Genomic DNA, 8,120 nt, shown 5'->3' with positions numbered 1-8,120 from the left:
AAAAAGGTTCATCTCGGAAGTCCGTGGAACGCGGTCTTAGGAAGTTTAGCTATGTCAGGCGGGGGCGTCGATTGGCCTTGGATTTGCATCCTTGTCGCCATTCTCGGCGTCGTCTGGGTGATTGCTTCCCGCAAGCGTTAACGACTTCTGTCAAACGGAAACGGGGTCTCCGAAAGGAGGCCCCGCTTGCGTATGGTGCACGAGAGATGTTGCTTCTGGCAAAATATCGGAAGCGAGGAAACTTGCGAACGCCATTCTGAAATCTGCCCTACCTATCCGGCCAGGCTCACGAAATTTTCGATGACGAGCCTTCGGCATCGGAAAGGGTCCCCGCAAGGGGTTTGAAAACGACAAAGCCCAACGGTTGCAACGCTGGGCTGAGTCTTTGAAAAGGAAATTCGGATGTTGGACGCATTCATTTCCTTGCTAGGAAGTTTAGCACAGGTGAACTTCGTTTGGCATGGCGACATTGTTCTCAATGTTGCCATGTCCGGCGGAGGCGTCGATTGGCCTTGGGTTTGCACCCTCGCCGCCATCGTCTGTATTGCTTGGGTTATGACTTCCCGCAAGCGTTAAACGACTTTTGTCGAACGGAAACGGGGTCTCCGAAAGGAGGCCCCGCTTGTGCTTTAGGGCGGCGTATCGGCGCGACCGGGACGATTACTTGATGCGCATATCTTCTTCGGTGTAGCCCGCTTCAAGCGCATCGACGAACCACTGTGGCTTGTGGCCACCACGCCCCGTCCACGTTTCCTCGCCTTCGGGGTTCTTGAATTTCGGGGGGAGCTTTGTGGCCTTCTTGGCCGTTTTCTTGCCGGAGGCTTCGAGTTCAAGATCGGATGTCGTGAAGTTGAAGAGTTTGCACAGTCTCAGGCATTCCTGACGCGCATCTTCGCGTACAGCATCGAATTCCTGTTGCCATTCGGCTTGCTTGGCCTGCACGGCCTCAAGACGGGCTTGGAGGGCGGTGGAAGTGTTGTCCATTGATAATCTCCAGAAAGGGTTTAGGAAGGGAGAAGAGAAAAGCGGGCTTCAAGAGCGGATGCGAAGTTCGAGCACCCGCCCGTTTCCGATGAGAAAACAGCCGCAGGTGAAGGCCATCGCCAGCTCAAGCCAGCAGAGCAGAATTCCGTAGACGAAACACCACGTGTTGTGCGCTGCATCTCCCGGAATAAGCGAACGTGTGATGAGGTCGAAAAACTCAGTCGAGGCCAGTAGCGCAAGGAAGAAGATTCCGACGGCGATGAGCAGGCGCAGCCATGCCGGGCCTCGCGGCAGTCGGTAGCGATGCGTGATGGCAAAGTGCCATATCAGAACAACGACATTCAGAGCCAGAAAGGCGATGTTGAACGGCATGGCCTATCCCTCCAGAAAGTTCAGCAGGGGCCAATACACGGCCCAACCGACAGAGGCGAACGCATAGCCCACGACACGCGGGATGAGGTTGTACCAAGTCCAGTCGGTGGCGGCTGCGAGGCAAAGGGCATAGGTTGCGGGAACGGCGACGAATTGAACGCCGATCAGAACAATGAGGATTGCGCCTTCGAGTTCGAAAGCGAGCTTGCGGAGTTTGTCGAGCATGAGATTTCCGTTTTTATTGGTTTCGGACAAGCCGTTTCAGGGCTCGCCGAATGGTTTGGTGGGTCATGCCTTCGAGCGAGCGAATCGCTTTGGAGCGCTCGGTCGTGGTAATCAATCGAAGAAGCCAAGCACATGAAATGAGGGCGATGGCCTTGTCGAAGGTTTCGACGACCGTCAGACTTTCGCCATAAAACGGTGCGAGGCCGGTGCGCTTGATCCGTACGGCGTTGCCTCCAAAGCTCACAGAGATTTCCGGATGCGAGGCCACCAGATCGGCTATCCGTTTCATCTTGCGCTCGATGTTCATGCGGGCCTTGACCAACAGCTCATGAGAGCCCTCGTTCATCGGAAGGGGAATCTGGGCATAGGACTCAGCAAAGACTTTGGCCAGATGCTTGGCACGCCCGGAATAAAGGCAAATGACGGTGCTGTCGGAGGACAAGAGACGCTCCTTAATTCGGAAGTTGATGCCAGTTGGATTCGCTATGGACGAAGATGTCGAGGTGCGATGACGGTTGTGCGTGGATGGGGTGCGACGATTTGCTTTGCAGAACAAATGAGCGCGGCGTCAGGCGTCCGTTTCGTTCAAGGTTTGACAGGACGCTGGCGGCCATGCGAAGCATCAAGTTCGCGATCAGCTCGACGGATTGCTCGATCAGAGATTCAGGTTGTGAAAGTTGAGAGAAGAGCGTGATCGCGGAGTTGGGGCGAAAGCGAACGGCAAAATGTGCGGATGACTCTTCCTGCTCGTTGAGGAGCGTCAGGCGATTTTGCTCGTCGATTCGCAGACCGAAATATCTCAGATAAGCCTCATCGCGAAGGTAGTGGGAAATCCGCCTGCGGATTTCGACATTGATTTTGTTGTCCAACATGTCCAGATAACGATGAGCTCGGTGCACAGCTGTTGGCTTGGTGATGAGAGTCATTAGCTTTTCGATCTGCGATTTTGTATTGAAGGAAGCCAATGCCGGCTTAAGCCGTGGCTTCGACGCGGGCAGGCTCTTCGACCTCTGAACCGACTTCTTGACGCGCCGGCGCAGCTTCTTCGTTTTCCGAAGCCTTTGCGCGGACGGTCTCCTGTTTCGGAGCCTGAGTTTGGGTAGAAGGTGCTTCGGGCTTGTTGTCCTTCCGGGTCGTGGCGAGGTCGGTCTTCTCAAGCCGGTCATCGGCATGTTCGCGGCGGACCTTGGCCTCGATGGCGGCGGCGCGTTGGCCGAAGCCCGTCTTCCTTGCCTGATTGATGGCCTGAAGACGAATCTGGTGCAAATCCTGCACGAATTGCGAGAGATTCTTTTCCCAAGAGCGCACGATGTTCTTGCGCGTCTGGGCGCTCATGATGTGGTTGATCCAGCAGCCTTCGGCGCGGGAGATCAATCGGTCAAAGAGCTGCACGACGGTCATGAACTGCGCAGAGTGGGGCGTATGAAGCGGAGGCTCATAGAAGCGCTTGTGGTCATAGGCCGGAACCTGCTGGTCTTCGGCAATGCCCTTTACGGTTGCGATGCGCTGAAGTTCCTTGATGGAGGCGATCATCTGGGTTTCAAGCTCGCGGAACTCCTTCTCAAGCCGGAGCGAAATCTTTTCTGCGAGCTCGGTTCCACCGATGGCCTCGATGACGAGCGTGCTGACGATGAGGCTCATGTTGACGCGCTCATAGTTGTTCTCGAAGAAAATCTGCGCACGGTCGGAGTAGAGACACAGCGCCTGCTTCAGATAAGCTCGTGAGTGAGAGGAGCCGCCGTAGCGACGTTCGGAGCGTATGCGCGGAACGGTCTTGTCGGCATACATTTCGCGGCTGGCCTGACGGGCCTTGCGCTCGCGCACTGCGCGGTTGTCCGCCTTGACGGGGGCGGGTTTTCTAATGTCGGGCAGCGGCTGAGGTGCCTTTTCGGCGGTGTTCATGTCGCTTTTGACAAGTTCCAATGCAGCCTTTTCAACGATGGTCGTCTCCGAAAGGCTCTTGTCGGGTTCTTGAGTCATGGGGAAGGGCTCCCTGTGGATTAGCGTGAGCAAAATTGCTCGCCTTCAGGGTAGCCGCCAATCGAAAGGAAAATGGCAGGCTAGGAAGCAGGTTTTGCTACGGCAAGCGTCATTCAAGGAGCGGAATGCAGGGAAGAGACGGAAGAGCGGAGCGCAGAGAGGTCTCGCTGGCCACTTTTCTTGCAAAAACGCGCCCCAAAAAGCAGGATTTGCTTCCTAGCGCGTCACCGACCTTCGTTTGCCGTGCTAGGATCCCAGCACCATCTGACGAACCTTTCGGTTTTGGACAGACTAACCGTCGCTTCGCGACCCTGAGTTTTCTTACTTTTATTGACTCTGGTTAATCCCAAAAAAGTATTGAGTGACTGTAGGCGCTTCTCCTATAGACGTAAACACGGCGGTTTCCTTCATGGAATCCGTGCTGTGTCTTCTGTTGCAGCCCGCATTGGTTTTTTGACTGATGACGATTGACTGCCGGTCGACTCAAAGTTATTGCTTTGTGTTCGGTCGTTATGTTTGGCGGTTGTCGATATCCTTGGTTCGCAAGGAATCGCTTCATGCCCTCTGTAAACATCTGCCGCCGCTTCATGCGTGCGATTGAGATGGGCGCTGACGTTCGAACTTCGGTTTGAGTTTCATGCGTTTATGTGCCGGCGGGCGAAACCTTGTGTTTCGATGGCGTCGATGATGTCAGGCCAGTGCTGAACCCCTTGAGGGACAGTCCACTGCCGAATTGCCCTTCAAGCACCGGAACTTGTTTCGGCGCGTATCCTAGGGCGCATTGTATGCATCAAGCCTGCAATGTCTTCAATAATCAACGCATTGTCGAGTTTCACTCCTCAATGACGCTTTTCAACATAGTTCGTAGCACCGCTCCATCCTCCAAGGGAGACGAACGGCGAGCGAATTAACTTTCGGCAATTTTGCCTATCAATGATCCCCGTGGGAACAACTGATTCCCATAGGGGCGTTCGGTTGTCTTCGGGGTTCACAACCTACAGGAGACAACTATGTCAACGACGACTTCCGACAAGAACACCGCCACCGTCCTCAACAACGGTCCGGTCTATTACACGGAAATCACGGGTTCCGCCTTCGAACATGTCATCAACGATGACGGCTCGGAGTACAAGTTCAATCCCGCCTGGAAATGCACTGGTTTCGCCGATTCGACGAATTCCCGCATCCCCAAGCGTGATCCGAACTACGTGTTCAATACGACGCTTCTGCAAGACCTCCTCATCTTCCTTCTGTACCCGCAGGGTACGGCCCTCTGGCTTACCGGCCCGACGGGTTGCGGCAAGACGAGTGCGGTGATGCAGGTAGCAAGTCGTTTGAACTGGCCCGTTTTGGACCTGACCCTCAACAATAGATTCGAGTTCGGCGACCTTCGTGGTCAATGGGGCTTGACTCAAGACGAGGGACAGGAACATGCCACCATGAAGTACATCCACAACGCGTTGCCTCTCGCAATGAAGAACGGATGGATTCTGGTACTCAACGAAGCCGACCTTGCCTCTCCGGGCGAGCTCTCGGCTTTGAATGACGTGATCGAAGGCCGCAACCTTCTGATTGCTGAGAATAAGGGTGAAGCCATCAAGCCTCATCCGATGTTCCGTCTGATCGTTACTGGCAACAGCAACGGTGCGGGCGACGACTCTGGTCTTTATCAGGGCGTGCAGCAACAGAACGTGGCCGCCATGGACCGCTACAGAATGCTCAAGGTTTCCTATCCGACTGCCGGTGTGGAAGAGGGCATTTTGAAGAACGTTTCCCCAACGATTGATGCCAACATTCGCAAGCTCATGTGCAAGTACGCACAGGAAATGCGCAAGGCGTTTATCGGTACGGAAACTTCGCAGGCGACCATTTCGATTCCGTTCTCCACGCGCAGTCTGGTGAATTGGGCTTCCACGCTTCAGTTCTACACGATGGCGAAATGTCCCCTCAAGAAGTCGCTAGAACTCTTCTTCCTCAACAAGTTGAGCCCTGAAGAGTGCCAAGCCGCCAATGCCATTGCTCTTACCGTTTTCGGTGAGACTTGGAATCAGGCATAACTTCTCGATTGGCATAGTCGCAATCATGGCTACGCTTTCTTCCCTGCACTAGCGGGGATGCTTCATGACCTCCCTCGGGGATGCAAGATTCCCGATTGGGAGGATTGTGTCTCCGGAGGAGGTTGTTTTTTTCAACCTTCCTTCATAAGGACACATGTCATGACTGAAATGACGCAAACCCCCGCTGTCGCGCCTGTTGCTCAGGCCAACGCCTCTTCGAAGTCTCTCTCCCTTGTGGAACGCATGGCCGAAAGACTCAACGTCGAATCCGGAAAACTCTGGGCGACGTTGGTTCAAACGTGCTTCAAGCCCAACAAGGACGGAGAAGGCTTCACCTACGAAGAAGTCATGCTCATCCTCCTCATTGCCGAACAGCTCAATCTCAATCCGCTTCGCCGGGAGATCTGGGCTTTCCGTGGCAATGGCGGCGTGCAGCCCATCGTCAGCATCGACGGCTGGAAGGCCATCATGCTACGTCAACCGTCGTTCGATGGCTACGAAGTCCGATATTCGGAAACGCTTGTGGAAATCGAAGGGTTGGGCAAGCTGCCGGAATGGGCCGAATGCACCATTTGGTTGAAGGGGATTTCTCACCCGACGACCGAACGCGTGTATTTGAGCGAAGTCTTCATGCCTTCGAGCCCTGTTTGGCGCAAGTCTCCGCGTCGCATGCTCCATCATCGCGCCCTCATTCAGGCGATTCGTTTCTCCTTCCAGGTCACCGGTATTTCCGATGTCGCTGTTGGAGATGACGGTTCCATGATTGATGGTAGCGATCTCATGTACGGCAGTGTGAATGTAGGTCAGGTTCAACCGAATTTGGTTAGAGCCATCCCTGCGAAGCCTGCCAAGCTGGTAACGGTGGACAAGGAACGTTTCAATGAAATTGCAGAAAAAGCCATCACCATGGCTCGATCCCGCAATGACTACGTTCCGGCGTTCAAGTTTGCCGAGACGCTTGAAGCGACTGCACGTGACTACGTGAAGGGTCGGCTTCAGGAAGCACGAGATGCAGATCTTCGTGCAGCCATGATGACGGCGGAATCTTCCGAGTCCGGCGGCGATGTTGAATCATTCTTCAATGCCGTCGACGCTCAGGAAGTGCCTCAGCCCTGCATGGACGCCTTTGCATAAGACCGTGAGACCTTCGGGTTGACGGTTCTGTTATCTGCCCTCCGGTTGCATGCCTCGTGTTTGCAGCCGGGGGCGCATGAATGGAGATGATGATGTTTTACATCGAGTTGGATCAGCGCAGCGATGCGTGGTTTTCGTGGCGCGAAAAGGGAATAACGGCAACTGAAGCTGTGGCGATTTCCGGACATTCACCCTATATGACGCCTTGGCGCGTATGGGCGGAAAAGACGGGTAGAGTCGCCCCGGCGGACTTGTCTAAAAATCCCAACGTCCAGTATGGCATCAGCCATGAGGACGAAGTTCGCAGCCTTTTCATGCAAAAGCATGTTGATGTCGTCATGCCGACGTGCGGAGAGTTCGAAGACAACCGAATTTTCCGTGCGTCGTTTGACGGCCTCAATTCATCCGGGGAACCTGTGGAAATCAAGTGTCCCTCGGATTCGACCTTGGAAGATGTGCTTGCACGCCGAGAAAAGTCTGATGCCTATCAGCTTTATCAGTGGCAGGTGCAGTGGCAGATCATGGTCGCCGGCGCAAAGCGCGGATGGCTGGTGTTCTATCTCGGCAACGACAAAATCATGGATTTTGAAGTGGCCAGGAATGACGCCATGATCTCGGAAATGCAGACGGCATGTCAGCAGTTCTGGGAGAAGAACATCCTGCGCGACAAAGCTCCGGACAAAATTCCAGAGCGCGACGTGTTCGTACCCAAGGGTGATGATCTCATCGCTTGGGGAAGGGCCGCCGCCGACTACCGAAGAATCAAAGAGGAGATTGATCGACTCACGGCTCTTTTGGAGGAACCCAAGCAGCGTCTTCTGACGTTGATGGGGGACTACAAGAATGCCGATTTCTACGGGGTCACCGTCTGTCAGTACACGCAGAAGGGAAGCATCGACTACAAACAGGTGCTTGCCAAACGCGGTTTGCTTCTGACGGAACAGGAATTGGACACCTGCCGACGCAAGTCGAATGAAGTTCAAAAAGTGAGTTTGAGCAAGAGTGAGTTTCCTCAGAATTTCATTCCTGAAAAGAATGAGGAAATTTGCGAAGCCATTCGCACGATCCAGACAGATCGCAACAATCTGTGCTGGTAGTTTTTGAGTGTTGTTTGAAGCGATGAGTCCATCGTCGCCGTTTCCTCCTCACCACATGCGCCCCCTGCGCCGGTTCCACAAATTTCAGAGATGAAATGGAATCGAGGCGCATGACGCCTTGGTGAGGCCCCGAAGAAAGCGATTTCGGAGGGTGTAAAACAAAACCCGCTGTCGGTAAACAGCGGGTCTTGCAGAAGGAGATGGCGATGAAGGTGGATTTCATCTCGCTTATCTCTAACGACATCATAGCACACGGCTTTTCGCTAGACAT

The 8,120-nt window shown here is 54.2% G+C and carries 9 protein-coding genes; 3 read left to right on the top strand and 6 right to left on the bottom strand.

Annotated elements, in window-relative coordinates; genetic code table 11:
* Positions 1-660 precede the first annotated feature (660 nt).
* Genes HMPREF3036_RS07985 through HMPREF3036_RS07960 form a run of 6 tightly spaced genes read right to left on the bottom strand, consistent with a single transcriptional unit; the run spans position 661 to position 3,561 of the window.
* On the bottom strand, positions 661-984 hold the full coding sequence (locus HMPREF3036_RS07985; protein ID WP_062333385.1) for an H-NS histone family protein: 324 nt from the start codon (positions 982-984) through the stop codon (positions 661-663).
* A 48-nt stretch (positions 985-1,032) separates the two neighbouring features.
* Positions 1,033-1,356 carry a hypothetical protein gene (locus tag HMPREF3036_RS07980; protein ID WP_062333382.1) on the bottom strand — a complete coding sequence of 108 codons (324 nt, stop codon included), beginning with the start codon at positions 1,354-1,356 and terminating at the stop codon, positions 1,033-1,035.
* 3 nt (positions 1,357-1,359) lie between these two features.
* On the bottom strand, positions 1,360-1,581 hold the full coding sequence (locus HMPREF3036_RS07975) for a hypothetical protein (protein ID WP_062333379.1): 222 nt from the start codon (positions 1,579-1,581) through the stop codon (positions 1,360-1,362).
* A 13-nt stretch (positions 1,582-1,594) separates the two neighbouring features.
* Entirely contained in the window at positions 1,595-2,023 is a 429-nt protein-coding gene (locus tag HMPREF3036_RS07970) for a hypothetical protein (protein WP_062333375.1), read from the bottom strand.
* 10 nt (positions 2,024-2,033) lie between these two features.
* Entirely contained in the window at positions 2,034-2,507 is a 474-nt protein-coding gene (locus tag HMPREF3036_RS07965; RefSeq protein WP_156469789.1) for a hypothetical protein, read from the bottom strand.
* A gap of 46 nt (positions 2,508-2,553) precedes the next feature.
* Positions 2,554-3,561 (bottom strand): hypothetical protein, encoded by a 1,008-nt coding sequence (locus tag HMPREF3036_RS07960; RefSeq protein ID WP_062333368.1) that lies wholly within the window; start codon positions 3,559-3,561, stop codon positions 2,554-2,556.
* A gap of 1,010 nt (positions 3,562-4,571) precedes the next feature.
* Between HMPREF3036_RS07960 and HMPREF3036_RS07955 the strand changes: the two genes are divergently transcribed.
* The 3 genes from HMPREF3036_RS07955 to HMPREF3036_RS07945 all read left to right on the top strand — a co-directional run bounded on the left by HMPREF3036_RS07955 (position 4,572) and on the right by HMPREF3036_RS07945 (position 7,849).
* A complete protein-coding gene (locus HMPREF3036_RS07955) occupies positions 4,572-5,618 on the top strand; it encodes an AAA family ATPase (RefSeq protein ID WP_062333365.1) in 1,047 nt (348 codons plus the stop codon).
* A 159-nt stretch (positions 5,619-5,777) separates the two neighbouring features.
* Positions 5,778-6,752 carry a recombinase RecT gene (locus tag HMPREF3036_RS07950; protein WP_062333362.1) on the top strand — a complete coding sequence of 325 codons (975 nt, stop codon included), beginning with the start codon at positions 5,778-5,780 and terminating at the stop codon, positions 6,750-6,752.
* 80 nt (positions 6,753-6,832) lie between these two features.
* Positions 6,833-7,849, top strand: a complete 1,017-nt coding sequence (locus HMPREF3036_RS07945; protein WP_082897417.1) for a YqaJ viral recombinase family nuclease — start codon at positions 6,833-6,835, stop codon at positions 7,847-7,849.
* The last annotated feature ends 271 nt before the right edge of the window (positions 7,850-8,120 follow it).

Source organism: Sutterella sp. KLE1602, from assembly GCF_001578585.1.
GTDB classification, from domain to species: Bacteria; Pseudomonadota; Gammaproteobacteria; order Burkholderiales; family Burkholderiaceae_F; genus Sutterella; species Sutterella wadsworthensis_A.
The sequence above is the reverse complement of the archived record's forward strand: the minus strand, read 5'-3'. Positions and strand labels throughout refer to the sequence as shown.